Below are 25,192 nucleotides of genomic sequence, written 5' to 3'. Positions count from 1 at the left end.
AACTATTTAGATTTTCTTTTCTTTAGGCCCAATTTATCACTATGTCTCAATCTAAGAATAACTATTGCAGATGCAATCAGAACTATAGCTATAGCTTCATAAACTAATGCTGATGGATCCATCTCTTTTCCTTGCAATATAATAAATCGAGCTAGGGCAGTTATTGCAATTAAAAGAGGTAAAGTTATGCTTATTGATTGCTGGTTCCAAAAAACACGAACCATTGCTAAGACTTCTAAATAAAGAAACATCAAAAGTAAATCTGCTAGCATTACAGATTGATTTAGAAACATATTTTTAATTTCCATACCAACAGCAATTACAGTGCTTACTAAAATAATGCACATTAATACTAGTTGTAAATTTTTTGCTATTTTATCCATTACTTATCTTTACTAAATGGTAGCCACTTTTCAAACACTGATTTTGATGGACCATCATATGGAATTGAGTAAGAGCTAGGGTTTGGACTGGTTAAAACTTCTATTCCTTTAGAGAATACGAAGATGAATACAATGACAAAAACAATAACCATAATTTTAAATGGATCAAAGTTTTTAGTTTTGAATACACTACTAGATTGTGCTTCTGCTTTATGAAAATGCTTGAATGTCATATAGACTGCAAATATCAATCCAATATGAGCAACATATAAACCGGCCCAACCAAATGCAAAAGTTGTATAAGAAAATATATATAAACTAAAAACAGTTGTCCAAACGAAGCTCAGAACTAATAAAATTTGTAATCTAACAGACCTTGGTAAAGACCTTAGATCATTTTTACTATCATCAAATAAAATGTTAGCAGCATCTTTCATCCAATTTTTTAATGATTCCATAAAGATAGATTAGATTTTTATTAGATAAAAACAAAGGTTAAATTGTCCTTTAATTTTTAGCTTAAATTGGACTTTATTACACTTTCTAAATTTGTGGAGCTTTGGGCGCCTGAAATAAAATCTTTTCCTATTTCAAAGAAGGGCACTCCATGAATTTCTTTCTCTCTCGCGACCGAAATATATGAATTAACTTCTTCAATATTTTTTAAGTTAAAAAAATCATTAATTGCTTCTCCATTAATATTAAATCCTTTTCCAATATTAATTAAGATTTCTTTATCTCCAATATCAAGACCTTCAATAAAGTATGATTGATATATTTTTTCTTTAATTTCGTTGTGTACATTAGATTGTTCAGCTAATTTGATTAATAAGTGAGAAAATACAGTATTGGGTGTTTTTTTTATCTTATCTAGATTAAAATTAAGATTTTCTTTATTGGCCTCTTCTGTCATTCGATCATACATTGGTTGAGCAAACTCTTTTCCCCCAAACTTTATTTCTAAGTACTTGTTTCTTTCAATTCCTTCTTTAGGCATGTCGGTATTTAGTTGAAATGGAACATGCTCTATCTCAAACTTAGTTTCAGGAAAGGCGTTTAAAGCTTTATTTAATCTTGTCTGACCAATAAAACACCACCCACAAATTGTGTCAGCAAATACTTTTATTTTCATTAATTTATGAACGAAGTTTTTGTTTATGAAAGTTAATAAATCTTTCTACGTTTGATTTATTAAAGGTTTTATTTTCTTCAAAAGAAACTTTTTTCATTGAGTAAGCATTACTTTTTGTCTGTCTAGACATTATAGTGATATTACCTTTGTATAATTTAAGCTTAACAGAGCCATTAACTTTATTCTTTTTAAGGTCGACAATTTTTTGAAGTTTAAATCTTGCTTTTGAGTACCAATAACCATTGTAAATAAGTTCTGCATATTTAGGCATAATCTCATCTTTTTTATGCATAGTTTCTTTATCTAAAGTAACAGACTCAATTGCTCTATGTGCTAACATTAATAGTGTTCCACCAGGCGTTTCATAAACACCTCTAGATTTAATCCCAATAAATCTGTTCTCAACTAAATCAACTCTACCTACTCCATTTTTGCCAGCAACATCGTTAAGTTTTTTTAACAAATTTCCAGGCGATAATTTTTTACCATTAATTGTTACAGGGTCTCCATTTTTAAATCCTATAGTTACAAAAGAAGGTTTATTAGGTGCTTTTTCAGGGGACACTGTTCTTTGAAAAAGAAATTCAGGAGCTGAATTTTTTGGGTTTTCTAAAACCTTACCTTCAGTTGATGTGTGATATAAATTATCATCAATAGAAAAAGGAGGAGCACCTTTTTTATCTGTTGGAATTGGAATATTATTTTTTTTTGCATATTTAATTAAATCTGTTCTAGAATTTAATTTCCAAATTCTCCATGGTGCAATAATTTTAACTTTTGGACCAAAGTAATGATAGCCTAATTCAAATCTTACTTGGTCATTTCCTTTACCAGTTGATCCATGTGAAACAGCATAAGCTCCAAATTTTTTAGCAGCAGCAATTTGACGTTTTGCAATTAAAGGTCGAGCAATTGATGTACCCAATAAATAAACACCTTCATAAATTGCATGTCCTCTTATCATTGGAAAAACATAATCTTTTACAAAAATATCTTTTAAATCTTCAATAATGATGTTTCTAACACCTAGTCTTTTGGCATTTTTTATAATTTTTTTTCTATCAATTTCTTGTCCAATATTTGCAGTATAACAAATAACTTCTGCGTCATAGTTTTCTTGAAGCCATTTTAATATAATAGATGTGTCAAGCCCACCAGAATATGCGAGTACAATTTTTTTTTTAGGCTTCATCTACTTAGCTGCAATTTGCTATAGTAGCATTGTATGCCTTTGTGAAACCCAATAGTGAATAATGATCAATAGTTGAAGATCCATTCTGAGTATAACCTGTAATCATTATCCTAGATCCTCTTTTCATTGTTTTGATCATTTTTTTCTCTAGTTTATTATCTTGGTCTGACATCCAAGCAAATCCTTCTTGAATAAGATCAAATTTATATTTATTTTTTCCTGAAGTTGCAGTTACCGTATTTTTATTATTAAATTCATAGCCACCAGTAACACTTATCTCATTGGTTATTTTTTCTCCGGGTCTAAAGCTAATAAATAATCGTGCTTCTCTAGGGTTCGCCTTGGGTGATTGGAGAACTGGCTTAGATTGAGCAAAACACACTTTACCTGTGTCCGAGTTTATTACATATGTTTCCCAATCTTTATGTGTACCCATTTTTTTTACTTCTTCAGCATTAGCTTGACTGATAAAAGTAGCAACAAAGATTATGATTATAAAATTTTTAATTATGGACATGGGTTAGGGTAAATAGTTTGTATTTCATTTATTTCTTTAATTACGTCTTCACTTAAATCTATACCTATACTTTCTATATTAGTTTTCAACTGTTCCATTGTCGTTGCACCAATGATAACCGATGTTACAAACGGCTGAATTTCTAAAAATTTTAAAGACATTTGAGCTAAATCCAAATTATGTTTCTTTGATATTTCATAATATAATTCAATAGCTTTTTCAGCATTTTGATTATTATATCTAGACCAAAAATCACCATCTCTTTCCATTCTAGAATTTTTTGGCAATTGTTTATTTCTGTATTTTCCAGATAAATAACCACACGCAAGAGGAGAGTAAGCTAGCAATCCTGCTTGCTTCCTAATAGACATTTCTGCAAGTCCAATTTCATAAGTTCTATTTAATAAATTATAAGGATTTTGAACCGAAAGCATTCTTGGTAATTTTTTATCTTTCGAAAGCTCTAAATATTTAGATAATCCCCACGGTGTTTCATTCGATACACCAACGTATTTAATTTTTCCTTGATCAATAAATTTTTTTAAATTTCCTAGAATATCTTCAAACCTAGTCCACTCATTGCTATCATCATGTTCATAACCCAGTTTGCCAAAAAAATTTGTTTTTCTTTCTGGCCAATGTAATTGGTATAAATCAATACAATCAGTTTTTAATCTTTTTAAACTTCCTTCAAGTGCTTCTGTAATATTCTTTTCTCCAAATTGATTTCCACCACCTCTTACATACTCTCTCATTGGGCCACAAACTTTTGAAGCTAAAATTACTTTGTCTCTCTTTTTTGTTTTTTCAAACCAATTACCAATAATAGTCTCAGTATGACCAAACGTTTCTTCTCTTGGAGGAACAGAATAAATTTCCGCAGTATCCCAAAAGTTTACACCCTGATCTAAAGCATAATCCATCTGCTCAAAACCTTCATTTTGTGTATTTTGTTCACCCCAAGTCATAGTACCGAGACAAATAGTGCTTACTTTTAAATCTGTATTTCCTAGTTTTTTATAATTCATAATTATTTAACCTTATTAAGACATCTTGAAATAATAGTAAAAGGCTATTATATATGTGTCATGGAATTCAATAAACAAAACATACTAAATAAAGTAAAAGAAGCTCAGCAATCAACAGTGGTAATGGATGAGGGCTTAAGAGCCTACATGTTAAAAGTCTATAACTACATGGCATCTGGTATTTTATTAACTGGATTAGTTTCTTTAATATTTTTTAAACTTTCAGTAGTAACAGATGCGAATGGATCAATTGTTGCTTTAACAAGTTTGGGAAATACAATTTTTTTATCAGGTTTTAAATGGGTTGTAATGTTAGCTCCTCTTGGAGTTGTTTTTTACATGAGTGCTAGAATTAACAAAATGTCGGCTGCAAGTGCCCAAACAACCTTTTGGGTTTTTGCCTCATTGATGGGTCTTTCTTTATCTTCAATTTTTTTAGTTTATACAGGAGCGAGTATTACTAGAGTTTTCTTTATTACTTCAATTACTTTTGGAGCAATGAGTATTTACGGCTATACAACTAAAAGAGACCTTACAAAATTAGGATCATTTTTAATGATGGGATTAATTGGTATTATTGTGGCTTCAGTTGTTAATATGTTTATGAAATCTTCCATGATGGATTTTGTTATTTCAATCTTAGGTGTTTTAATTTTTGTGGGACTTACTGCATATGATACTCAAAGAATTAAAAACATGTTTGTATCAAGTGATACTGGAGAGTTAATGGGTAAAAAAGCTGTGATGGGTGCCTTAACTCTATACTTAGACTTTATAAATTTATTTATAATGTTGCTGAGATTGTTTGGACAAAGAAGATAGTTTTTATTTTTTAAGATTTTTCCAATTAGTATTCTTAAGTAATATTTCTAGATCAAAAGAATTTTTTAATATTTTTCCATTAGAGTCAGTGATTAAATATTTCAGATTTTTACTGTTAGGTTTAAAATTTTTACAAATTTTGTATAAAGCATTTTCGGTAGCATTTTTAAAAACACTGAAACTTACTTGTCTGCTTGAAATATTTAAACCATAATCTTTCCAAGTTCCTGCTGAGACCATTTTGGCATATAAATCTAAAATAACTTTAAGCTCATTCTTTTCAAAAAATTGTTTCTCTGTTATCTGATTATGAGGATTGTTGATGACTAATTTTAAGTTTCTATTCATCAAGCTTATGCTTCTTAATTATAGATATTTGAAAGGCCGTAAAAATAATAGTTATTGGTAGCATTCCCCAAACCTTAAAATTAACCCAAAACTCTTCAGTTTGTGTTCTCCAAATATATTCATTTAACAATGCAAGACTAAAGAAAAAATACATCCATCTTTTGTTTAAAATTTCCCAACCAATATCAGTTAAAGAAATTGATTTACCCATAATCTTCTTAAGAACAGGTTCTTTTGTAAAGTATTTTCCAAAAAACAAACCAAGAGCAAATAAAATATTTATAATTGTTGGTTTTATGTAAACAAAAATTGGATCATTAAAATAAATGGTAAGACCACCAAAGAGTGTAATTAAAATACCACTCAGCAAAGGCATCATGGGTATTTTTTTTTCAAAAACCCAAACAATTGCTAAAGCAACTAGAGTTGCAACTATAAGTGGTGGTATGGCAACTGATAAATTTTTATCATTATTATAATAATAGAAAAAAAATATAGCTAAAGGCCCAAAGTCTGTTGCAAATTTAAGAAAAGATTTATTCACTTGAGACATATTAACATAATAAAAAAACAATTATATTTTTTTTATTGATTTTTGTTTTTAAACCCCCATATTAATAATAATGGCAATTCAAAAAGCAAAATTTTCAATAGGTGATATTGTTAAACACAAACACTTTGAGTTTAGAGGTGTAATTTACGATGTTGATTTTGAGTTTAATAACTCTGAAGAATGGTATCAGTCAATTCCTAAGAATGTACGTCCAAGAAAAGATCAACCCTTTTATCATTTACTAGCTGAAAATGATGAGATTACCTACGAAGCCTATGTATCAGAACAAAATCTACTTATGGATGACTCAGAGGATCCAATTAAACATCCATTAATTGAAGAGATATTTTCTGGAAAAAAGGGCTCTAGTTACTTTAAGCCATCTAATTAAATCTTTTTTTTAACACATTTTACTCAAACCTCAGACACAGATTGAGCCTAAATTAAACTATATTCTGGTCAAGAGTGTTATACTAATACCTCTTAGTAATCATTATCTCCCTCTTCACTCTTGATCAGATTAACTTTTCAAAATAATAATTAATTTAACTTCTTTTAATATATATAATTTTAAAATGTTTAGATATTTTGAACCTAATAAGATTTTTGCAATAACTTCAAAGGCACCAAAATATGTTCTATTTCTATTTATCGTTGTTTTAACAATTGGCTTAATAGAAGCACTCATTCTTTCACCTGAAGATTATAAACAAAGTGACTCTGTAAGAATTATGTACGTACATGTCCCCGCAGCATGGATATCACTTGGAATATTTTCAAGTTTAACTTTATTGTCTATTGGAAGCTTTATTTTTAAAAATAAAAATTTTGCATTAATTGCAAAAAGCTTGGCACCATCAGGCTTTGTTTTTAATATTGTAGCATTAGTTACTGGATCTATTTGGGGCAAACCAACATGGGGAACTTGGTGGGCATGGGATGCAAGAATAACATCTATGCTAGTGTTAGCTTTATTTTATGGAATGTATTTATTGGCATGGAGGATATATGAGGACAAAGAAGAAGTGGTTAAAATAACTTCTATAATTGCAATCATAGGAGTAGTTAATGTTCCAATTATTAAATATTCAGTTGATTGGTGGAACACACTCCATCAACCGGCATCAATAAACATCATAACAACTAACACAGCAATTCACCCATCAATGTTAATACCTTTAGGCTTAATGACTGCGGCATTTGCTCTTTTTTCATTACTCATTTTTTTGATGAAATATAATACGGAACTGATAAAACTTAAAAATAAAGGATTAGATAGATTATGATAATAGAAATAATTTCAATGAATGGGTACGGAGCTTATGTATGGTCAGCCTTTGCATTTACATTGACTAGTTTTACAACTTTATATTTTGTGATCAAATTGCAACTTTCAAAAGAACAAAAAAGATTTGCAAATAAGTTTGGTTCCCTAAGTATTGAAAAAGCTAAAGCTGCTAAACAACAAACTATCAATAACGAAATATTATCCAATATATCAAATATTTAACTAATAAACCATGTATGGTAAAAAGGTTAAATTACGATTTTTATTCTTAGTATTGCTTCTAGCAACTGTAATTTTAACTGTTTTTCTAATTCTACAATCATTAAAAGAGAACGTTATATATTTTCAATCTCCATCTGAAATAAATTCTCTAATAGAAATAGAGAGCAAAAAGATAAGAGTAGGGGGTATGGTTAAAGAAAAATCTGTAGTTATCAATTCCAATAAAGTAAATTTTATTATTACTGATTTTAAAAATGAAATTAACGTCACTTATTCAGGTGCCGTACCAAATTTATTTGCTGAAGGAAAAGGAGTAGTTGCTGAGGGTTTTTTAAAAGACAAAAATTATTTTTCTGCAACAAAAATTTTGGCAAAACATGATGAGAATTATATGCCACCAGAAGTCAAAGAAGCTTTAGGAGTTAAATAAATTGCTTGCTAATCAAATAGGTTATTATTCGTTAATACTTGGATTGTTATTTTCATTTTTACTCTGCACAATAGCTATCCAAGACTTTAATAAAGTTAATAAAAAACTTAATGAAAACATAATAATCTTAACTTTCCTTCAGTTAACTTTTGTGATTGTAAGTTTTTTTAGTTTAATTTTATCTTTTATAAATTCAGATTTTAGCAATGAGACAGTTTTTAATAATTCACATACAACCAAACCATTATTTTATAAAATTTCTGGAACCTGGGGCAATCATGAAGGTAGTTTGTTATTATGGTTATTAGTTCTAACTTTATTTATTTTTCTATTTTTACTAAAATCAAATTCACAACCAAAAAAATATAGAATATTAACTTTATTATTTCAGCAAATTATAATTATTGGATTTTTTTTATTTGTATTAACTACCTCAAATCCGTTTAATTATTTATTTCCAATTCCTAAAGAAGGCCTTGGTCTTAATCCAATATTGCAAGATCCGGCATTAGCAATACATCCTCCAATTTTATATTTAGGATATGTTGGTGCCTCTATAATATTTTCAGCCTCACTGGCAGCAGTTGCTCAAAATTATATTTCTCAAGAATGGGCACAGCACATAAAAAAATGGGTTTTAATATCTTGGATTTTTTTATCATTAGGAATTATGCTGGGTTCAATTTGGGCTTATTATGAATTAGGCTGGGGAGGTTTTTGGTTTTGGGATCCTGTTGAGAATGTTTCTTTAATGCCCTGGTTATCGTTAACAGCTCTTTTACATTGTATTGCGGTATTAGAAAGAAGAGCCACATTAACATCATGGGTAGTTGTGTTATCTATTACAACATTCACCTTAAGTATGTGTGGAACATTTTTAGTTAGATCTGGCTTACTAAATTCTGTGCATACTTTTGCAAACGATCCAGCAAGGGGAATTTTTATATTAATCTTCCTGTTTGTTTTAATAATCTTATCTTTGGGTGTATTTTTTATTTTTCATAAAGATAATAATGTTAATCAAAATAATTTTTTTTGGCTTAGTAGAGAAACATCCATTTTAATAAATAATTGGTTTATGATGTACTTTTTGTCTGTTGTTTTAATAGGTACAGTTTATCCAATTTTTTTAGATGTTATTTCATCAGAAAAAATTTCTGTAGGACCTCCATTTTATCACAAACTCATAGCTCCATTTTTAATACCCTTTTTATTATTTATGGCCTTGGGCCCAAGACTTAAATGGATCAAGTCAAAAATTGAAAAGAAATATTCAATAATTATAATATTTATAATTTCAATAATTTTAACGTTTTTTATAATCAAAAATCTAACAACAAATATTCTTTTCTATACTCTTTTATTATCAGCTGCTTTTTTTCTTTTTTTCACAACTCTTAAAGAATTTTTGACTAAAAAATTAAATAATAGTTCACAAACAATTGCCCACTTTGGTTTTAGTTTATTAATATTGAGTATTTTATTTAATGGCATCTTATCATCAGAGGTGATTACCAATATGAAGATAGGTGAAAAATTTAAATTTGGAAAAGAAGAAATTTTTTTTAAAAAGATTGAAGAAAGAAGAGAGAGTAATTTTAATTCAATTATTGCTTTTTTTGAAATTAAAGATCTGGAGGGAAACGTTGTTGAATTAGAACCAGAGATAAGAGTTTATAATCAACCTCTAATGGTTACTAGCGAGGCAGATATAAAAACAACATTATTGGAAGATAAATTTATAGTCATGAATCTTGTTAAAGGTAATGAATATTTTAATGTTAGATATCAATCAAAACCATTTATGGTATGGATTTGGATTTCTGTCTTTTTATTAGGTCTTGGTGGAACGATAGGTTTATTTAAAACTAGGACATGAAAAAAAATATAACTATATTAATTACAGGCGTAGTTTTAAGTTTTTGTTTTATAATTTTTTACAAAGGATTAAATAATCCAAATACTTATGCACCAAAAACTAGCATTAAAAAAGATATTCCAATTTTTAATGCAGTAGATTTCTTTTCAAAAAAAACTGTTAGTTCAGATGAAATTTTTAAAGATAATACTTATTATATTGTAAATATTTGGGCATCTTGGTGTGTGCCTTGTAGAGCAGAACACCCTCTATTAATGCAATTAAATAGAAATCATTCAGTTAAACTAATTGGTATAAATTACAGGGATAGTTTTAATAATGCAAAAAATTTTATTGATGAATTTGGAAATCCCTATTCAAGAATTTTAATTGATAAAGATGGTACTTTAGGTGTTGAATTTGGTGCTTTCGGTGTCCCGGAAACCTTTTTAATAGATAGAAATAAAAAAATAATAAAGAAATTTATTGGCCCAATTGATCAAGAAGCTGTAAATAAGATTGAGTTAATTATTAAATGAAAATTTTTAAGATATTTATAATACTTTTATTAATTACAAATTTTTCAGAGTTAAAATCTGAAGAAAAAAATGATATCTTAAAAAATAAAATATTAAAAAATATCCGTTGTTTGATTTGTCAGGGTCAGTCTGTATACGACTCCGAGTCAGAATTTGCATCTAGTATAAAATTAATTGTTGATAGAAAAATTAATGAAGGACTAAAAGAAGAGTATATATATGAATTTTTAAGAGAAAAGTATGGTGATTGGATAGTTTACGATCCACAATTAAATAAAAATACTTATATATTGTGGTTATTACCGTTATTGTTATTTTTGTTAGGTGGTGCAATAATGAGAAAAAAAATTAAAATTTAAATACTAAATATTCATGGAGCTAAAAAAAATATATTTATTGTTATCCTTGTTGCTTTTTTTTACTCCAGCAAAGAGTGAAACAGAGTTCAGCTTCTATGCCGGCACCTTTGATACCATAGATAAAGAAGGTGATGATGAGGCAACTCTATATGGTTTTGAACATAATAATCCAATATTATTCAGAGATACGTTTATTGGAAAATTTTCTCCGATTACAGGTGGATTTGTTACAGATAAAAGTTCAATTTATTTGTACACTGGGGTTCAAGCTGAATATGAGTTGGGTCCTTTAAATATTGTACCCAGTTTTGCACCTGGTTATTACGAGCAAGGTGATGGAAAAGATTTAGGAATGGCTCTAGAGTTTAAAAGTGAATTAAAATTTAGTTTAGATATTTTTAAAGAATCTAAAATAGGATACTCTTATAGTCATATTTCAAACAATGACTGGGGAGACAAAAACCCTGGTGTAGATAATCAAACAATTTCATTTTCAAAAATTTTTTAATTTAATGAAGTTAAATGATTGTTATAATTTTAATGACTTTAGAAAATTAGCTAAAAAAAAATTACCTTCACCTATATTTCATTATATTGATGGTGGTGCAGATGATGAGCAAACATTAAGAAGAAACACAGAATCTTTTAATGATTGTGATTTAGTTCCTAATATACTTGCTAGCGTTGGTAAGCCTGATCTTTCAGCGACTGTTTTTGGTAAAAAGATTAATATGCCTATCTTTCTTTCCCCAACTGCAATGCAAAGACTTTATCATCATGATGGCGACAAAGCATCTGCTAGAGCTGCTGAAAAATTTGGTACTTTTTATAGCATGTCAACTATGGCTAATAATACAATTGAAGAGATTGCAGAAATCTCAAATGGTCCAAAATTGTTCCAACTTTATGTTCATAAAGATCAATCAATAACAGATGATTTAATTGATAGATGTAAAATATCTGGCTTTGACGGCATGTGTTTAACAGTAGATACTTTAGTTGCTGGAAATAGAGAAAAAGATCATAGAACTGGATTTACCACTCCTCCAAAACTTACCCTTCAAAGTTTAATTAGTTTTGCAATGAGGCCTGAGTGGGTATTTAATTATTTTACTCATAAAAAATTTGAATTATCTAATGTTAAAAACAAAACAGACAAAGGTACCAATATTTCAAAGTCTGTAATTGAATATATTAATGAACAATATGATCCAGCTATGAATTGGAAAGACGCTGAATATTGTGTGAAAAAATGGAATGGTCCATTTGCACTTAAGGGCGTGATGTCAGTCGAGGATGCAAAAAAAGCTATAGATATAGGATGCTCTGCAATTATGATTTCAAACCATGGCGGTAGACAACTAGATGGTTCAAGGTCGCCTTTTGACCAAGTTAGTGCAATTCGAGAGGCTGTTGGAGATAAATTAGAGATCATATTAGATGGTGGAGTAAGACGTGGAACTCATGTTTTAAAAGCTTTAGCAGCTGGTGCAACAGCTTGTAGTTTTGGAAAAATGTTTTTATTTGCATTAAGTGCAGGAGGTCAACCAGGTGTTGAACGTCTATTGCAAAACATGCATGATGAAATTAATAGGAATATGGTATTAATGGGCTGTAAGACCCTGAAAGAATTAGATGCATCAAAATTAATCTATAGAAAATAGTTATTACTTATCATAAGTATATATAAAAAAAATAAATTAAATTATAAAATATTAATATTAGAATTAAATTATTATGAAATTAGCAAAAAATTTAGAGAGATTAGGAACTGAGTCTGCATTTAGTGTTTTGGCTGAAGCTAAGGCTTTAGAGGCTAAAGGAAATCCAATGATTCATTTAGGGTTAGGTCAGCCTGATTTTAAAACACCCCAACACGTAGTAGATGCTGCAAAAAAAGCTTTAGATGATGGTCACCACGGATATGTAATGTCCAACGGTATTCCAGAATGTAGACAAGCTGTAACAAGATGGATTAAAAAACGTTATAGTGTTGATGTAGATTTTGAAAGAATTTTAATCATGCCAGGTGGAAAACCTACGATGAGTTATGCCATTCAATGTTTTGGAGAACCAGGTGCTGAAATAATTCACCCTACACCTGCCTTTCCAATATATGAGTCAATGATTAATTATACTGGATCAACATCTGTACCTTATGATTTAACTGAAGATAAGGATCTTAAATTTAATCCAGAAAAAATTTTATCACTAATCACTGATAAAACTAGATTGTTAGTATTAATTAACCCAAACAATCCAACGGGTAGCTTTGTGGAAAAAGCGGATATTGATGTATTGGCTGAAGGTCTTAAAAAACATCCACACGTAACTATATTAAGTGATGAAATTTACAGTAGACAGATTTTTGATAATAAAGAAATGCCATCATTTTTTAATTATCCAGAGTTAAGAGAAAGACTGATTGTATTAGAAGGTTGGAGTAAAGCATATTCGATGACGGGATGGAGACTAGGATGGAGTTTTTGGCCCAAGGAATTAATTTCACATGTTAATAAGCTTTTAATTAATAGTGTATCGTGTGTAAACGCAGCAGCTCAATTTGCAGGAATTGCAGCATTGGATGGTCCAGATGATTCAATTAATGAAATGATGGTAAAGTTTACACAGAGAAGAAAACTAATTCATGAAGGTTTAAATAGTTTGCCAGGTATAGAATGTAGCCTTCCAGGAGGAGCTTTTTATGCATTTCCAAAGGTAATTGGAACGGGAATGAATGGTTCAGAATTTGCAAAAAAATGTATGCATGAAGCAGGAGTAGCAATAGTTCCAGGAACAGCTTTTGGTAAAACTTGCCAAGATTACGTAAGATTTAGCTTTGCAGCCTCACAAGATAACATATCTAACGCATTGGAAAATATCAAAAAAATGCTAGGCTAAGACTAATGAGTGAATTAGTTCTGCCAAAGATAGATAAAGCAACGATAAATAAAAAAGAATATATCTTTAAAAATCTTGCAAAAATTATAAATCCAGAAAATGTTTTAAGTCATGCTGATGACGTTAAGCCATATGAAACTGATGCATTAGCGGCTTATACGCAGACACCACTTGCTGTTGTGATGCCAGAAAATACTGAAGAAGTAAGTAACATTTTAAAGTTTTGTTACAAAGAAAATATTAAAGTTGTACCAAGGGGAGCTGGCACTGGCCTTTCAGGTGGTGCACTACCTTTAAATGATGCAATTTTATTAAGTCTTGGGAAATTTAATAAAATTATAGAAATTGATTTTGAAAATAAATGTGTAGTAACCCAACCTGGTGTAACAAATCTAGGAATTACTCATGCTGTCCAACATAAAAATTTTTACTATGCACCAGATCCATCAAGTCAGCTTGCATGTTCAATAGGTGGTAATGTTGCTGAAAATTCAGGAGGTGTTCACTCTTTAAAATATGGAACAACAACTAATAATATTTTAGGTGTTGAAATGGTAATGATGGATGGAACGGTTTGTAGAGTTGGTGGAAAAACTCTTGATCAAGAAGGATATGATTTGATGGGATTAATTTGTGGTTCAGAAGGATTATTAGGAGTGATTACTGAAGTGACAGTTAAAATTTTAAAAAATCCTCAAGTAGTTAAAGCAGCGTTAATAGGATTTCCAACAATTGAAGAAGGTGGAAATGCAGCATCAGAAATAATTTCAAGTGGAATTGTTCCAGCAGGCATGGAAATAATGGATAAAGCTTTAATAGAGGCAACAGATAATTTTAGTAAAGCAGGTTACCCAAGAGATGCAGAGCTTTTATTAATTGTAGAATTAGATGGAACTGAGTCTGAAGTAGATGAATTATTAAAACAAGTAAGAACTATTTGTGAAAAAAATAATTGCTCAAGTTTAAAATTTAGCAAAAATGAAAAAGAAAGACTATCATTTTGGGCAGGTAGAAAAGCAGCTTTTCCAGCATGTGGAGCTATGGCACCAGATTATTATTGTATGGACGGATCCATACCAAGAGGAAAACTAGCAGAAGCTTTACTTGAAATAAAAAAACTTTCTGAAAAATATGAGTTGCCAGTAGCAAATTGTTTTCATGCGGGAGACGGAAATTTGCACCCGTTAATAATGTTTGATGGGGGTGATAAAGAACAATTAAGAAAAACTGAAGAATTTGGAGCTGAAATACTAAAAGCCTGTGTAAGGTTAGGAGGAGTTATAACTGGAGAACATGGGGTCGGAATTGAAAAAAGAGAACTAATGTGTGAGATGTTTAATAATACAGATATTCAACAACAATTAGATATTAAAAAATCGTTAGATGAAAAAAATTTGTTAAATCCTGGAAAGGTTTATCCAATATTAAGAAAATGTGCAGAGGAAGGAAGGGTACATGTCCACAGAAATGAAGAAAAATTCCCAGATCTTCCAAGATTCTAACAACATCTATTATCCAGAAGATGAGCTGCAAGTTTCAAATCTAGTTCAGGAGCTTTATAAAAAAAACCAACCAACAGAAATAATTGGCACAGGCTCAAAAAATTTTATTGGTAACAGAATACAATCTGCAAAAAAACTATCTATGTCTAAATTGTCAGGTGTAATTGAGTATTTGCCTGAAGAACTTTATATTAAAGTTAAAGCTAACACGCCATTAGAGTTAGTTGAAAAGGAGTTAGAAAAAAATAATCAAGAATTGGCTTTTGAGCCTATTGATTTTGGATTTATTGAAAATGGAAAATCAAATAAGGGCACTATAGCAGGTCATTTAGCTTGTAATTTTGCTGGCTCTCGAAGATTTAAAGTCGGAAGTTTAAGAGATCATATATTAGGTTTCAGAGGTGTAAATGGTAAGGGAGATATAATTAAATCAGGCGGAACAGTTGTAAAAAATGTTACTGGTTATGATTTATCAAAGCTAGTTACAGGATCTTTTGGAACTTTAGTAGCATTAACTGAAATAACATTAAAGGTTTTACCTAAAAAAAAATTATCAAATACAATTACAATTTATACTGATGATAAAAAATTAGTTAAAGATTTATTCGAAAAAATTTCTGGCTCAAGTAGCGAAGTCTCAGGAGCTGTTTATATTCCCGAAGAACCCAAAGATGAAAATTATGACCAAAATAAAGAAATGGTTTTTAAATTTAATGATTTAAAATATAAAGGGTCATTTTTAGCGTTAAGAATAGAAGGAGATAAAATCTCAATAGAAGAAAAATTAAAAGCTTTAACAATTGAACTTGAGTTTAGTAATTTGAATACAATAATTTTGGATGTTCATCAATCAATACCATTTTGGAAAAAAATAAACAATCTTGAGATATTTAAACAAACAAAAAATAACCTCTTAAGAGTAGTAGTGCCTCCTTCAAAAGGCCCTAAGTTGATGCAATTTCTAGGCAATAAGTATAAATATTACATTGATTGGTGTGGCTCATTATATTGGATAGAAGTTCAATCAAAGAAGAGCTCTAAGGTAAGTGATATTAAAAAATTAACCAAGGAATTAGGTGGCTATTTAACTATCATAAAGACATCGGAAGAATATGATTACGAAGAAACGATTTTTACAGTAGACGATACAAGACTTTTAATATCAGAAAAGATCAAAAAAAGTTTTGATCCTAAAAGAATTTTTAATCCAGGAAAAATGTACAGAGGAATTTAATGCAAACAAACTTTACTGAAAAACAATTAAAAGACAGTGATAATACGGCAACAGAAAAAATTTTTAAAAAGTGTGTTCATTGTGGTTTTTGTAATGCAACTTGTCCAACTCATCAAATATTTGGTGATGAATTAGATGGGCCTCGGGGAAGAATTTATTTAATTAAGGATATGTTGGAAAATCAAAAAAAACCAACAGCAAAAACGGTAAAACACATAGATAGATGTTTGTCTTGCTATAGCTGCATGACCACTTGTCCTGCTGGAGTAAATTATATGCACATCATTGATCATGGAAAAAAATATATTGAAAAAAACTATGAAAGATCCTTTTTTGATAGAACAATTAGGAACTTTTTATCAGTAGTGTTACCGAATACTGGATACTTTAGATTAGCAAGTTATATGGTTAAATTAGCTAAACCTTTTCAATTTTTAATGCCATTAAAAATAAAAGATATGATGAACTTGATGCCAACAAGTTTTCCCAAAAAAACCTTAAAACAAAAAGAAATTTATCCTGTGGCTAAAAATAAGAAAGTTGCAAGAGTTGCGCTTTTAACTGGTTGTGTGCAGAAAGAAATTTCTCCTCAAATTAATGAGGCCACGATTAGACTCTTAAATAGACATGGAGTTGAAGTAATTGTTCCTAAAAAAATTAGATGTTGTGGTTCTTTAAATCACCACTTAGGCAAAGAAGATGATGCTCACCAGGATTTTATAAATAATATCAATACTTGGTATGACGAACATCAAAAAGGAAATTTAGACGCTATTTTATCTAATACTTCTGGATGTGGAACTACCATGAAAGACTATGGTTTCATTTTTAGAGATGATGAAAATATGAAAAAGAAAGCTAAAGTAATTTCTGATTTAACTAAAGATGTCACTGAATATTTAAATACAAATTTAAAATTAAATTTTAACTCTAAAGAAAAGAAGTATAAAATTGCTTATCATTCAGCTTGTTCAATGCAACATGGACAAAAAGTACACAGTCAACCCATGTCATTACTTTCAAAAACAAATAATGAAATTATGGAAATTCCAGAAGGACACATCTGTTGCGGATCTGCTGGTACTTATAATATTTTGCAGACTGAAATTGCAAAAGAATTATTAAGTAAAAAAGTAAAAAATATTGAAAGTTTAAAACCTGATTTTATATCAACTGGAAATATTGGTTGTATTACTCAAATTTCTAATGGAACGAAAACTCCAATTTTACATACCATTGAGATATTAGATTGGTATACTGGTGGCCCAAAACCAAAAATATTACAAAAAAATTAACTATGAAAAAAATTATAATTACAAGAAGGTTATTAAAAGAGTCTGAAGATAAAGCATCAAAAATATTTGATGCAAAATTTAATAGCAATGATGAATTATACTCTCAATCAAAACTAATTGAATTGAGCAAAGGACAAGATGCAATCCTAACTTCTTTAACTGATAAGATGGATGAAGAAACTATAAACAAACTGCCAGATAGTATTAAGATAATTTCTAATTTTGCAGTTGGTTTTGGAAATATTGATTTAGAAGCAGCCAAAAAAAGAGGAATAGCTGTAACTAATACACCAGAAGTTTTATCTGATGCCACAGCTGAGATTGGAATTTTATTAATACTTGGAGCATGTAGAAGAGTGCCAGAGGGCATTCAGGCTGCAAAAGAAAGTAGCTGGAAATGGTCAGCAGATTATTTGATAGGAAAACAGTTAACTGGTACGAGGCTTGGAATTTTAGGAATGGGGAGAATAGGTCAAAAGATTGCAAAAATTGCAAAATCTTTAGGAATGATTATTCATTATCACAACAGATCAAAACTAAGTGACGAAAAAGAACAGGGTGCTATTTATCATGATAGCATTAAAAGTCTTTTTGGAGTTTCAGATGTATTGTCAATTTGTTGTCCCGCAACAAAAGAAACAGAAAATTTAATTAATAAAGAAACATTAGAATATTTTCCAACAGGTGCAGTTATAACAAATGTAGCTCGAGGAGATATTGTTGAAGATGAAGCTTTAATAGATGCATTAAATAGAAGAAAAATTTATGCAGCAGGACTTGATGTTTATAAGGGTGAACCAAATTTAAATCCGGGCTATCTGAAGATTAAAAGTGTTTTTATTTTGCCTCACCTTGGAAGTGCTACTAAGCACACAAGAATTGCTATGGCCAATCTAGCTATAGACAATATTGATGAGTTTTTCAAAACAGGAAACTGTAAAAATTTAGTAAATTAATTTTTGGTTATCAAGTTAATATAATACAATTTTAAGTTGTACTGTTATTGTCGCAAGAAGATTTTTCATTATAAAAACACAATTTTATAAAGCCATTCAAAGTCTACTATTCTTTAGACTCTGATTACGAATGTGATTAAGATGCCGACAGTTAATTAACTAATAATCAAAGGAGAAATAATGATTAAAGAAAAAAAATCATTGAAGAGCTCAAATTCTTCAAGACGTAAGTTCTTTAAGACTGCTGCTAAAGCTGGTGCTGTAGCTGCAACAGCTGTTGCAATGCCTAATATTGCAACTGCAGACGGACACGTTACATTAAAAATGCAAGCTGCTTGGCCTTCAGGCGCAAACATTTTTTTTGAAATGGCGCAAGACTACTGTAACATGGTTAGCGATATGTCTGGAGGATCACTTAAAATTGATCTTCAGCCTGTAAACGCAATTGTTAAAACTTCAGAAATCGGAGCGGCGGTAAGCGATGGAATCGTTGATATGGGTCACTGGGTGACTGCATATTGGTATGGTAAAAACGCTGCAGCTTCACTTTTTGGAACTGGTCCTTCATACGGAATGTCATCTCAAGAAGTTATGGGATGGATGGAGTATGGTGGAGGAAGAAAATTATATGAAGAAGCAGTAGCTAGTGTTGGATATAACTACACTGGATTCTTTCATATGCCTATGCCAGCACAACCTTTTGGTTGGTTCAAAAAGAACGTAACTAAAGTATCTGATGTTAAAGGTATGAAGTATAGAACAGTTGGTCTAGCGACTAACGTTTTAACTGCTATGGGAATGGTCGTAAGACAATTACCAGGTGGTGAGATCCAACCAGCAATGAAAACTGGTTTGATTGATGCTGCTGAGTTTAACAACCCAACATCAGACTCACAGTTTGGAATGCAAGATGTCTCTAAACACTATCACTTAGGAAGTTTCCATCAATCTCAAGAGATGTTTGAAATTCCTATGAACACTAAGAGACTGAAAAGCCTTTCACCTGCTCATCAAGCTATCTTGAAGAACGCTGCTTATGCTGCTAACTCAGATAACTACTTCAAAGCACTTGTTAGATACTCTGACAGTTTAGCTGATTTGATGAACACACATAAGGTTAACGTTTACCAAACATCTGATGCCATTTTAGCTGAACAGTTAAAAGGTTGGGATAAAGTTGTTGGAGAATTCTCAGGAAAAGATGCATTCTTCAAAAAAGTGGTAGACTCTCAAAAAGCATACGCTAAGAAAGTAATGAAGTACTTGCTGATGAATCAGCCTAATTACAAACTAGCTTATGAAAATGAGTTTGGACCAATTGGAAAAGTTAAAATCTAATTAACTTTTTAATTATTTAAGAAGGGGGTTTCGGCCCCCTTTTTTTTATAGTACAGTTTTTAACAAAATTAGAGTATCCTATTCAAATCATGATGAGAGCCTACATAAAATTAGCTGACACATTAAGCACCTCAATAGGTAAGGCTTTTTCTTGGTGTATTGTTATTTTGATGGGTGGAACTTGTTATGAAGTTATGATGGCCTATGTATTTAATAAGCCAACACTTTGGAATTTTGACTTTAGTATGCAGATGTATGGTGCGATATTGATGATGTCAGGTGCTTATTGTTTAGCAACAGAATCTCATGTTAGAGGAGATGTAATTTACAGATTATTTAAACAAAGAACACAAGGCTATATTGATTTAGTACTTTATTTTATTTTCTTTTTTCCTGGTGTCGTTTCTTTAGCATTTTATGGTTATGAATATGCTGCACTTGCTTGGAAGATAAAAGAGACTAGTTGGAGTAGCCCGGCACAAATTAATATTTACATGGTAAAATCTTTAATACCTGCCGCGGGAATATTTTTGGTTATTCAGGGAATAGCTGAAGTATTTAGAGCAATTATTTGTATTAAAACTGGACATTGGCCAGCAAGAATGGTTGTTGCTGAAGAGACAGAGCAAATTTTAATGAGAACAGCACAAGACGAGGATCAAAGAGATGTTATTTAGTTTAACAAATCCAGAAGTAGCCATCTTCATGATGGGACTATTTTTATTTGCAGTGCTATTAGGTTTTCCAATTGCCTTCACTTTAATGGCAATGGGAATAGGTTTTGGGTATTATGCTTATTACGATCCTGCTTTAATGGATCATGTATTTGATAATAGAATATTTTCTTTATTTGTAAAAAACACATACACCGTTATGGATAATAACGTGCTCACCGCTGTACCACTGTTTTTATTCATGGGATATTTAGTTGAAAGAGCTGGCATTGTAGCAAAATTATTTTTTGCAATAAGACTTGCAGCTCATAGATTACCAGCTTCAATGGCAGTAGCCGCTCTAATAACATGTACTTTGTTTTCTACAGCAACAGGAATTATTGGTGCGGTTGTAACCCTAATGGGGCTACTTGCTTGGCCTGCGATGGTTAAGGCAGGATATGATAAAAAATTTGCTTCAGGAGTAATTTGTGCAGGCGGATGTTTGGGTATTTTAATACCACCTAGTATTATGTTAATTGTTTATTCAGTAATAGCCCAGTTATCTCCTTTGAGATTATTTGCGGCAGCAATTTTTCCAGGACTTTTACTTGCAGGACTTTATATAGCTTACGCTGTGGGTAGAGCTTGGCTCCAACCATCAATTGCACCTAAGCCAAGAGCAGAAGATATTCCACCACGAGCTGAAATTTTAAAAGAAGTATTAGTTTCTTTCGTCCCTCTTTTTGGATTAATTATGTTGGTTCTTGGAACAATCTTAGCAGGTATAGCAACTCCAGCAGAGGCAGCAGCAGCAGGAGCATTTGGTGCTATATTGTTATCTTGGTTTTACAAAACACTTAAATGGCAAAGTTTTAAAGAGTCTGTTTTTCTAACTGCAAAAACTACAGCTATGATTATGTGGTTATTTATTGGTTCTTGGACTTTTTCTTCTGTATTTTCTTATCTAGGTGGTCATGAAATTTTTGAACATTTCTTTACATCAATAAATATAAATACATGGCAATTTTTAATTATCACACAAATTATTATTTTTCTTTTAGGATGGCCATTAGAATGGACTGAAATCTTAATTATATTTGTTCCAATATTTTTACCGCTTCTAGAGGTATTTGATGTTAATCCATATTTCTTTGCAATGTTAATTGCTCTTAATTTACAAACATCTTTCTTAACTCCTCCAATGGCAATGTCAGCTTATTATTTAAAGGGCGTTCAAAAGAAAAATGTTGAATTGATGGAAATATTTGCAGGAATTATGCCATTCTTGGGTATAGTAATATTTGCTATGTTTCTTATGTATATGTTTCCAGGCATTGCCTTATGGTTGCCAGAAACGTTATTTGCAAATTAGACAAACTAAATGTTAAATATTTTTACACTCACAGCCAATAAATTGGCTGAACATTTAAAATCAGGTCAATTATCTTCAGTTGAAGTTTGTACACAATATATTGAGAGAATTGAAAAATTTGAAAAAGATGTAAAGGCGTGGCAATATTTTGATAAAAAAAAGCTTTTAGAAAAAGCTGTAGAGGCAGATGAGTATAGAAAATCAGGTAAACCACTAGGCTCATTACATGGCTTACCAATTGCGGTTAAAGATATAATTGGCACATTTGAAATGCCTACTGAATGTGGTTCTCCCTTAAGAAAAAAAATGCCTAGCTCACAAGATTCAGAGATAGTTAATTTACTTAAGATTGAAGGAGCGATAGTGATGGGTAAAACTGTAACCACAGAACTTGCATATTTCCATCCTGGAAAAACTACCAATCCACACGACAACACAAGAACGCCAGGGGGATCATCAAGTGGTTCAGCAGCTGTCATTGCAGCACATATGGCACCCCTATCAATTGGAACCCAAACTAACGGCTCAGTTATTAGGCCCGCTTCTTACTGCGGGGTTGTAGGCTATAAGCCTTCTTATGGATTAATTTCAAGAAGTGGAGTTATGAGACAGTCTGATAAATTAGATCACATCGGAGTTTTTGGAAAAACGGTTGAAGATGTTGCCTTGTTTGCAAAATCATTAATTAAAAAAGATTTATATGATCCATCAACTATTCATTATGCTGCAGATGAAATGTTAAATGTTTGTAAAAAGGGTCCAATATATGAGCCAAAGTTTATTTTTTACAAAACTAAAAATTGGAAAAATATTGATAAAGAGTCCCAAAAATCTTTTGATTTCTTTATAAAAACTTTTAGTAAAAATATTGAGGTCTTTGATACCCCATCTTATTTTGATGACATTCCAAAATATCATAAAATAATTCATGAAACTGATATGGCAAATAATTTTCAAGGTTATTATAAAAAATCTAAAAAATTTCTTTCTAAAGAGATGGTTAGTGCAATTGAAAGAGGACTAAAATACTCAGCAAAAGAATATGCTGAAGCAATAGACTTTATGAAAAGAAGCTACGAGTCTTATAAAGAGGTTTTTGAAGATTTTCATGGAGTATTAACTCCGTCATCGTCTGGCGTTGCTCCAAAGGGTTTAAAGAGCACAGGTAGCCCAGAATTCTCAACTATTTGGACATATATGGGTTTGCCGTCTATCTCATTACCTTTACTTATCGGTGCAAATAATTTACCATTAGGAATTCAATTAGTTGGAGACAAGTTAGATGACCTAAGATTTCTTGGTGTAGCTAATTGGTTAGAAAAAAATTGTAAAAAATATGCTAAATAAAATATCAACATTTTTAGGATCGTGTCTTGCAACAATATTTCTTATTGGACTTGCAACAACCTTAACTAGATCTTCTATGATTGGTTTTTGGGACGTGTTACCCGTATATATCTTAATGGCTCTAGCAATTGGAATGATGATTTACGAAGCTTATTTCGATAAAAAATAAATCAAATTTTTAGTGAATAATTCAAAGAATAATTATTTACCTTTTTTATTACTTTTCATTCAACCTATTTTTATGGCAAGCAATCTAATCGTTGCAAGAGGTGGAGTTGAATATGTGCCTCCAATTTCTCTAGCATTTTGGCGGTGGACTGCTGTATTCTTAATATTATTACCTTTTACCTATAGCTCTCTTAAAAAAAACTTTAAATTTGTAAAACAAGAATACAATAGAATATTCTTTATTGGGTCAATGGGGTGTGGTGTTTGTGGCGCCTTTCCATTTTTAGCAGGCCAAACAACAACCGTTACAAACATGGGAATTATATATTCCTCATCACCAATATTTATAATTTTAATTTCAAGTATTTTTTTTAAAGAGAAAATAAATTTTTTAAGAATTGTAGGTCTAGTTTCTTGTTTAGTTGGGGTTTTTGCTATTATTATTAAAGGTGACTTATCTTTATTAATTAGCTTAAAATTTACAATTGGTGACCTCTGGATGTTAGCTTCTGCAATAGGTTGGGCCCTTTATTCAATTTATTTATTTTATTGGAAAACAAATTTAAAAATTTTTGATAGATTTACATTGATTGCATTTTTTGGTGTAGTTAGTTTATTTCCATTTTATTTGATTGAAGAAATTTTTTTTGTTAAAACAATTTTTAATGAAGACTTTTTCATTTGGGTTTTATTTGCTGCTATTTCCCCAGGAATAATAGCTTTTACATTATATACCATGGCACAAAAAAAACTTGGGGCCTCCATAACAGGTTTTACACTTTATATCTTTACAGTTTATAGTGCCATTTATGGAGTGCTATTTTTTAAAGAACAGCTTGAATATTATCACTATCTAGGAACAGCCTTAGTTTTTGGTGGTGTTTATTTAGTTAAAAAAAAAAATAAATATGAAAAAAAAACTTAAAGAGTATTTATTGAAGTTAATTTTAATTATACCAATAGCTTACTTTTCTTTACTTTTTATTATATTTATATTTCAACGAAATTTATTATATCACCCAAAAGAAAATAACTATTCTGGTGATGAATTAAAAGTTAAAATAGAAAAAGTAAAGATTGAGACAGGTGATAATATTGAATTACTTGGATGGTTTCATGAAAAAGATCTTGTAAATTTTAAAACTCTGGTTTTCTTTCATGGCAATGCGGGAACATTAGAAAATAGAATACATAAAATTAATCATTTTAAAGAAATGAATATAAATTTTCTAATCATTTCCTGGAGAGGATTTAGTGGCAACTTAGGCAAACCATCAGAAAAAGGATTATATGAAGATGGCGAGAGTGCAATTAATTGGTTAAAAGGAAAAGGACTTAAAGATAATGACATTATTCTTTATGGTGAGTCATTAGGTACTGGAATTGCAACTCATGTTGCTCAAAAGCGTAAATTTGCAGGTATTATATTAGAATCTCCATTTACATCTATGGTTGATGCAGCAAAAAATGTATATCCATATTTTCCAATCAGATTTTTACTTAAAGATAAATACGAAAGTGACAAAAAAATTAAAAATTTTAAGTCTCCAATTCTGATTATGCATGGAGAAGCAGATAAAATAGTGCCATTTTGGATGGGTAAAAAAATGTATGAATCAGCAAATGAACCAAAGTATTCTTACTTTTCCGAAAAAGATAATCACATGATGGAATACAACAAAAAAATGATAGTAGTTTTGAAGGAATATTTAAAGAGTTTAAATTAAGCCACAATCTGACCAAATAATTTAC

At 30.4% G+C, this 25,192-nt stretch carries 30 protein-coding genes; 22 read left to right on the top strand and 8 right to left on the bottom strand.

Annotation, left to right across the window (positions count from 1 at the left end):
- Nucleotides 1-2 precede the first annotated feature (2 nt).
- From AC5SL8_RS06160 to AC5SL8_RS06135, 6 genes are read right to left on the bottom strand one after another with little or no spacing between them, the layout of a single operon-like run.
- A complete protein-coding gene (locus tag AC5SL8_RS06160) occupies nucleotides 3-383 on the bottom strand; it encodes a phosphate-starvation-inducible PsiE family protein (protein ID WP_494579718.1) in 381 nt (126 codons plus the stop codon).
- Entirely contained in the window at nucleotides 383-841 is a 459-nt protein-coding gene (locus tag AC5SL8_RS06155; RefSeq protein ID WP_271516453.1) for a hypothetical protein, read from the bottom strand. The genes AC5SL8_RS06160 and AC5SL8_RS06155 overlap by 1 nt, the downstream gene beginning before the upstream one ends.
- A gap of 56 nt (nucleotides 842-897) precedes the next feature.
- A complete protein-coding gene (locus tag AC5SL8_RS06150) occupies nucleotides 898-1,515 on the bottom strand; it encodes a DsbA family oxidoreductase (RefSeq protein WP_494573074.1) in 618 nt (205 codons plus the stop codon).
- Nucleotides 1,516-1,519: 4 nt separating this feature from the next.
- Nucleotides 1,520-2,707 (bottom strand): argininosuccinate synthase, encoded by a 1,188-nt coding sequence (locus AC5SL8_RS06145; RefSeq protein ID WP_494579716.1) that lies wholly within the window; start codon nucleotides 2,705-2,707, stop codon nucleotides 1,520-1,522.
- A gap of 4 nt (nucleotides 2,708-2,711) precedes the next feature.
- On the bottom strand, nucleotides 2,712-3,224 hold the full coding sequence (locus AC5SL8_RS06140) for an invasion associated locus B family protein (protein ID WP_494579714.1): 513 nt from the start codon (nucleotides 3,222-3,224) through the stop codon (nucleotides 2,712-2,714).
- Nucleotides 3,215-4,252, bottom strand: coding sequence for an aldo/keto reductase (locus tag AC5SL8_RS06135; protein WP_494579712.1), 1,038 nt, complete (start codon nucleotides 4,250-4,252; stop codon nucleotides 3,215-3,217). Before AC5SL8_RS06135 ends, AC5SL8_RS06140 begins: the two co-directional genes overlap by 10 nt.
- A 60-nt stretch (nucleotides 4,253-4,312) precedes the next feature.
- Here AC5SL8_RS06135 and AC5SL8_RS06130 point away from each other — a divergent pair, with 60 nt between their 5' ends.
- Complete coding sequence (locus AC5SL8_RS06130; protein ID WP_494579710.1) at nucleotides 4,313-5,074, top strand: Bax inhibitor-1/YccA family protein; 762 nt, start codon at nucleotides 4,313-4,315, stop codon at nucleotides 5,072-5,074.
- Between the two features lie 3 nt (nucleotides 5,075-5,077).
- Here AC5SL8_RS06130 and AC5SL8_RS06125 read toward each other — a convergent pair whose 3' ends face one another.
- On the bottom strand, nucleotides 5,078-5,422 hold the full coding sequence (locus AC5SL8_RS06125) for a DUF2794 domain-containing protein (protein WP_271516466.1): 345 nt from the start codon (nucleotides 5,420-5,422) through the stop codon (nucleotides 5,078-5,080).
- On the bottom strand, nucleotides 5,415-5,966 hold the full coding sequence (locus AC5SL8_RS06120; protein ID WP_494579709.1) for a septation protein A: 552 nt from the start codon (nucleotides 5,964-5,966) through the stop codon (nucleotides 5,415-5,417). Before AC5SL8_RS06120 ends, AC5SL8_RS06125 begins: the two co-directional genes overlap by 8 nt.
- A gap of 79 nt (nucleotides 5,967-6,045) precedes the next feature.
- On the opposite strand from AC5SL8_RS06120, the gene hspQ reads away from it, so the two are divergent.
- The 21 genes from hspQ (at nucleotide 6,046) to AC5SL8_RS06015 (ending at nucleotide 25,167) form a co-directional block, all read left to right on the top strand.
- On the top strand, nucleotides 6,046-6,366 hold the full coding sequence (gene hspQ, locus AC5SL8_RS06115; RefSeq protein ID WP_271516469.1) for a heat shock protein HspQ: 321 nt from the start codon (nucleotides 6,046-6,048) through the stop codon (nucleotides 6,364-6,366).
- Nucleotides 6,367-6,550: 184 nt separating this feature from the next.
- Complete coding sequence (gene ccmC, locus AC5SL8_RS06110) at nucleotides 6,551-7,261, top strand: heme ABC transporter permease CcmC (RefSeq protein WP_494579707.1); 711 nt, start codon at nucleotides 6,551-6,553, stop codon at nucleotides 7,259-7,261.
- Entirely contained in the window at nucleotides 7,258-7,485 is a 228-nt protein-coding gene (locus AC5SL8_RS06105; protein WP_271516472.1) for a hypothetical protein, read from the top strand. Before ccmC ends, AC5SL8_RS06105 begins: the two co-directional genes overlap by 4 nt.
- Nucleotides 7,486-7,495: 10 nt before the next feature.
- Nucleotides 7,496-7,915, top strand: coding sequence for a cytochrome c maturation protein CcmE (ccmE, locus tag AC5SL8_RS06100; protein ID WP_494579705.1), 420 nt, complete (start codon nucleotides 7,496-7,498; stop codon nucleotides 7,913-7,915).
- Between the two features lies 1 nt (nucleotide 7,916).
- Nucleotides 7,917-9,794 carry a heme lyase CcmF/NrfE family subunit gene (locus tag AC5SL8_RS06095; protein WP_494579703.1) on the top strand — a complete coding sequence of 626 codons (1,878 nt, stop codon included), beginning with the start codon at nucleotides 7,917-7,919 and terminating at the stop codon, nucleotides 9,792-9,794.
- Nucleotides 9,791-10,312 (top strand): DsbE family thiol:disulfide interchange protein, encoded by a 522-nt coding sequence (locus AC5SL8_RS06090; protein WP_494579701.1) that lies wholly within the window; start codon nucleotides 9,791-9,793, stop codon nucleotides 10,310-10,312. Before AC5SL8_RS06095 ends, AC5SL8_RS06090 begins: the two co-directional genes overlap by 4 nt.
- Entirely contained in the window at nucleotides 10,309-10,671 is a 363-nt protein-coding gene (locus tag AC5SL8_RS06085) for a cytochrome c-type biogenesis protein (protein ID WP_494579699.1), read from the top strand. The genes AC5SL8_RS06090 and AC5SL8_RS06085 overlap by 4 nt, the downstream gene beginning before the upstream one ends.
- Nucleotides 10,672-10,684: 13 nt before the next feature.
- Complete coding sequence (locus AC5SL8_RS06080; protein ID WP_494579697.1) at nucleotides 10,685-11,179, top strand: acyloxyacyl hydrolase; 495 nt, start codon at nucleotides 10,685-10,687, stop codon at nucleotides 11,177-11,179.
- A 4-nt stretch (nucleotides 11,180-11,183) separates the two neighbouring features.
- A complete protein-coding gene (locus AC5SL8_RS06075) occupies nucleotides 11,184-12,335 on the top strand; it encodes an alpha-hydroxy acid oxidase (protein ID WP_494579696.1) in 1,152 nt (383 codons plus the stop codon).
- 73 nt (nucleotides 12,336-12,408) lie between these two features.
- Nucleotides 12,409-13,572 (top strand): pyridoxal phosphate-dependent aminotransferase, encoded by a 1,164-nt coding sequence (locus AC5SL8_RS06070; protein WP_494579694.1) that lies wholly within the window; start codon nucleotides 12,409-12,411, stop codon nucleotides 13,570-13,572.
- A 5-nt stretch (nucleotides 13,573-13,577) separates the two neighbouring features.
- Nucleotides 13,578-15,074 (top strand): FAD-linked oxidase C-terminal domain-containing protein, encoded by a 1,497-nt coding sequence (locus AC5SL8_RS06065; protein WP_494573060.1) that lies wholly within the window; start codon nucleotides 13,578-13,580, stop codon nucleotides 15,072-15,074.
- Complete coding sequence (locus AC5SL8_RS06060; RefSeq protein ID WP_494579692.1) at nucleotides 15,028-16,308, top strand: FAD-binding protein; 1,281 nt, start codon at nucleotides 15,028-15,030, stop codon at nucleotides 16,306-16,308. Before AC5SL8_RS06065 ends, AC5SL8_RS06060 begins: the two co-directional genes overlap by 47 nt.
- Nucleotides 16,308-17,603, top strand: coding sequence for a glycolate oxidase subunit GlcF (gene glcF / locus AC5SL8_RS06055; RefSeq protein WP_494579691.1), 1,296 nt, complete (start codon nucleotides 16,308-16,310; stop codon nucleotides 17,601-17,603). The genes AC5SL8_RS06060 and glcF overlap by 1 nt, the downstream gene beginning before the upstream one ends.
- Before the next feature lie 2 nt (nucleotides 17,604-17,605).
- On the top strand, nucleotides 17,606-18,559 hold the full coding sequence (locus tag AC5SL8_RS06050) for a 2-hydroxyacid dehydrogenase (RefSeq protein ID WP_494579689.1): 954 nt from the start codon (nucleotides 17,606-17,608) through the stop codon (nucleotides 18,557-18,559).
- Between the two features lie 180 nt (nucleotides 18,560-18,739).
- A complete protein-coding gene (locus AC5SL8_RS06045; RefSeq protein WP_494579688.1) occupies nucleotides 18,740-19,897 on the top strand; it encodes a TRAP transporter substrate-binding protein in 1,158 nt (385 codons plus the stop codon).
- A gap of 92 nt (nucleotides 19,898-19,989) precedes the next feature.
- A complete protein-coding gene (locus AC5SL8_RS06040) occupies nucleotides 19,990-20,574 on the top strand; it encodes a TRAP transporter small permease subunit (RefSeq protein ID WP_494579686.1) in 585 nt (194 codons plus the stop codon).
- The gene (locus tag AC5SL8_RS06035) at nucleotides 20,564-21,925 is read left to right on the top strand and encodes a TRAP transporter large permease (protein WP_494579684.1); all 1,362 of its coding nucleotides are present in this window, start codon (nucleotides 20,564-20,566) and stop codon (nucleotides 21,923-21,925) included. The genes AC5SL8_RS06040 and AC5SL8_RS06035 overlap by 11 nt, the downstream gene beginning before the upstream one ends.
- 9 nt (nucleotides 21,926-21,934) lie before the next feature.
- Nucleotides 21,935-23,272 carry an amidase gene (locus tag AC5SL8_RS06030; protein ID WP_494579683.1) on the top strand — a complete coding sequence of 446 codons (1,338 nt, stop codon included), beginning with the start codon at nucleotides 21,935-21,937 and terminating at the stop codon, nucleotides 23,270-23,272.
- A complete protein-coding gene (locus AC5SL8_RS06025; protein ID WP_494573053.1) occupies nucleotides 23,262-23,441 on the top strand; it encodes a hypothetical protein in 180 nt (59 codons plus the stop codon). Before AC5SL8_RS06030 ends, AC5SL8_RS06025 begins: the two co-directional genes overlap by 11 nt.
- 12 nt (nucleotides 23,442-23,453) lie before the next feature.
- Nucleotides 23,454-24,365, top strand: a complete 912-nt coding sequence (locus tag AC5SL8_RS06020; RefSeq protein WP_494579681.1) for a DMT family transporter — start codon at nucleotides 23,454-23,456, stop codon at nucleotides 24,363-24,365.
- Entirely contained in the window at nucleotides 24,349-25,167 is an 819-nt protein-coding gene (locus AC5SL8_RS06015; protein ID WP_494579679.1) for an alpha/beta hydrolase, read from the top strand. Before AC5SL8_RS06020 ends, AC5SL8_RS06015 begins: the two co-directional genes overlap by 17 nt.
- Nucleotides 25,168-25,192: the final 25 nt, after the last annotated feature.

It is taken from the genome of Candidatus Pelagibacter sp. PS_41, assembly GCF_059417725.1.
The sequence above is the reverse complement of the archived record's forward strand: the minus strand, read 5'-3'. Positions and strand labels throughout refer to the sequence as shown.

What these genes read in the sequence shown, in the direction of transcription:
- AC5SL8_RS06030 (WP_494579683.1), top strand. Translation starts at nt 21,935, where the DNA reads ATGTTAAATATTTTTACACTCACAGCCAATAAATTGGCTGAACATTTA.
- AC5SL8_RS06065 (WP_494573060.1), top strand. Translation starts at nt 13,578, where the DNA reads ATGAGTGAATTAGTTCTGCCAAAGATAGATAAAGCAACGATAAATAAA.
- AC5SL8_RS06075 (WP_494579696.1), top strand. Translation starts at nt 11,184, where the DNA reads ATGAAGTTAAATGATTGTTATAATTTTAATGACTTTAGAAAATTAGCT.
- AC5SL8_RS06155 (WP_271516453.1), bottom strand. Translation starts at nt 841, where the DNA reads ATGGAATCATTAAAAAATTGGATGAAAGATGCTGCTAACATTTTATTT.
- AC5SL8_RS06035 (WP_494579684.1), top strand. Translation starts at nt 20,564, where the DNA reads ATGTTATTTAGTTTAACAAATCCAGAAGTAGCCATCTTCATGATGGGA.
- AC5SL8_RS06150 (WP_494573074.1), bottom strand. Translation starts at nt 1,515, where the DNA reads ATGAAAATAAAAGTATTTGCTGACACAATTTGTGGGTGGTGTTTTATT.
- hspQ (WP_271516469.1), top strand. Translation starts at nt 6,046, where the DNA reads ATGGCAATTCAAAAAGCAAAATTTTCAATAGGTGATATTGTTAAACAC.
- AC5SL8_RS06040 (WP_494579686.1), top strand. Translation starts at nt 19,990, where the DNA reads ATGAGAGCCTACATAAAATTAGCTGACACATTAAGCACCTCAATAGGT.
- ccmC (WP_494579707.1), top strand. Translation starts at nt 6,551, where the DNA reads ATGTTTAGATATTTTGAACCTAATAAGATTTTTGCAATAACTTCAAAG.
- glcF (WP_494579691.1), top strand. Translation starts at nt 16,308, where the DNA reads ATGCAAACAAACTTTACTGAAAAACAATTAAAAGACAGTGATAATACG.
- ccmE (WP_494579705.1), top strand. Translation starts at nt 7,496, where the DNA reads ATGTATGGTAAAAAGGTTAAATTACGATTTTTATTCTTAGTATTGCTT.
- AC5SL8_RS06085 (WP_494579699.1), top strand. Translation starts at nt 10,309, where the DNA reads ATGAAAATTTTTAAGATATTTATAATACTTTTATTAATTACAAATTTT.
- AC5SL8_RS06160 (WP_494579718.1), bottom strand. Translation starts at nt 383, where the DNA reads ATGGATAAAATAGCAAAAAATTTACAACTAGTATTAATGTGCATTATT.
- AC5SL8_RS06135 (WP_494579712.1), bottom strand. Translation starts at nt 4,252, where the DNA reads ATGAATTATAAAAAACTAGGAAATACAGATTTAAAAGTAAGCACTATT.
- AC5SL8_RS06015 (WP_494579679.1), top strand. Translation starts at nt 24,349, where the DNA reads ATGAAAAAAAAACTTAAAGAGTATTTATTGAAGTTAATTTTAATTATA.
- AC5SL8_RS06125 (WP_271516466.1), bottom strand. Translation starts at nt 5,422, where the DNA reads ATGAATAGAAACTTAAAATTAGTCATCAACAATCCTCATAATCAGATA.
- AC5SL8_RS06025 (WP_494573053.1), top strand. Translation starts at nt 23,262, where the DNA reads ATGCTAAATAAAATATCAACATTTTTAGGATCGTGTCTTGCAACAATA.
- AC5SL8_RS06060 (WP_494579692.1), top strand. Translation starts at nt 15,028, where the DNA reads ATGTCCACAGAAATGAAGAAAAATTCCCAGATCTTCCAAGATTCTAAC.
- AC5SL8_RS06140 (WP_494579714.1), bottom strand. Translation starts at nt 3,224, where the DNA reads ATGTCCATAATTAAAAATTTTATAATCATAATCTTTGTTGCTACTTTT.
- AC5SL8_RS06070 (WP_494579694.1), top strand. Translation starts at nt 12,409, where the DNA reads ATGAAATTAGCAAAAAATTTAGAGAGATTAGGAACTGAGTCTGCATTT.
- AC5SL8_RS06090 (WP_494579701.1), top strand. Translation starts at nt 9,791, where the DNA reads ATGAAAAAAAATATAACTATATTAATTACAGGCGTAGTTTTAAGTTTT.
- AC5SL8_RS06045 (WP_494579688.1), top strand. Translation starts at nt 18,740, where the DNA reads ATGATTAAAGAAAAAAAATCATTGAAGAGCTCAAATTCTTCAAGACGT.
- AC5SL8_RS06105 (WP_271516472.1), top strand. Translation starts at nt 7,258, where the DNA reads ATGATAATAGAAATAATTTCAATGAATGGGTACGGAGCTTATGTATGG.
- AC5SL8_RS06130 (WP_494579710.1), top strand. Translation starts at nt 4,313, where the DNA reads ATGGAATTCAATAAACAAAACATACTAAATAAAGTAAAAGAAGCTCAG.
- AC5SL8_RS06050 (WP_494579689.1), top strand. Translation starts at nt 17,606, where the DNA reads ATGAAAAAAATTATAATTACAAGAAGGTTATTAAAAGAGTCTGAAGAT.
- AC5SL8_RS06080 (WP_494579697.1), top strand. Translation starts at nt 10,685, where the DNA reads ATGGAGCTAAAAAAAATATATTTATTGTTATCCTTGTTGCTTTTTTTT.
- AC5SL8_RS06145 (WP_494579716.1), bottom strand. Translation starts at nt 2,707, where the DNA reads ATGAAGCCTAAAAAAAAAATTGTACTCGCATATTCTGGTGGGCTTGAC.